Genomic DNA, 264 nt, shown 5'->3' with positions numbered 1-264 from the left:
GAATACGACACGATCATTGGCGCAAGCAATTATAAAAGCTTTATCAGCTATGTCGATCAGCTGGCTACGAAAAAATGGGAGAAGGGGAGTAAGTACTTTTACGGTCATCAGCTACTGACATAGTAGTTTCAAAAATGAAAAAAGCGGACCCAAGATTTTTGGGGATCCGCTTTTTATTGTTATACCAAAAGATACGATCAAATCAGTTGGTTAGGTTTATGTTTCATATATTTTTGAATTTTGTTTAATTTTAGTATTTACTAA

Annotated in this window: 1 protein-coding gene; it reads left to right on the top strand. The window is 34.1% G+C overall.

Translation table 11 applies throughout. The features are described from left to right. Positions 1-12: 12 nt before the first annotated feature. Positions 13-123, top strand: coding sequence for an Imm47 family immunity protein (gene imm47 / locus SB754_RS20895; RefSeq protein ID WP_410784266.1), 111 nt, complete (start codon positions 13-15; stop codon positions 121-123). The last annotated feature ends 141 nt before the right edge of the window (positions 124-264 follow it).

It is taken from the genome of Leifsonia sp. SIMBA_070 (assembly GCF_046534635.1).
Lineage (GTDB): Bacteria > Actinomycetota > Actinomycetes > Actinomycetales > Microbacteriaceae > Leifsonia.
This window is presented reverse-complemented; position numbering and strand designations above follow the sequence as displayed.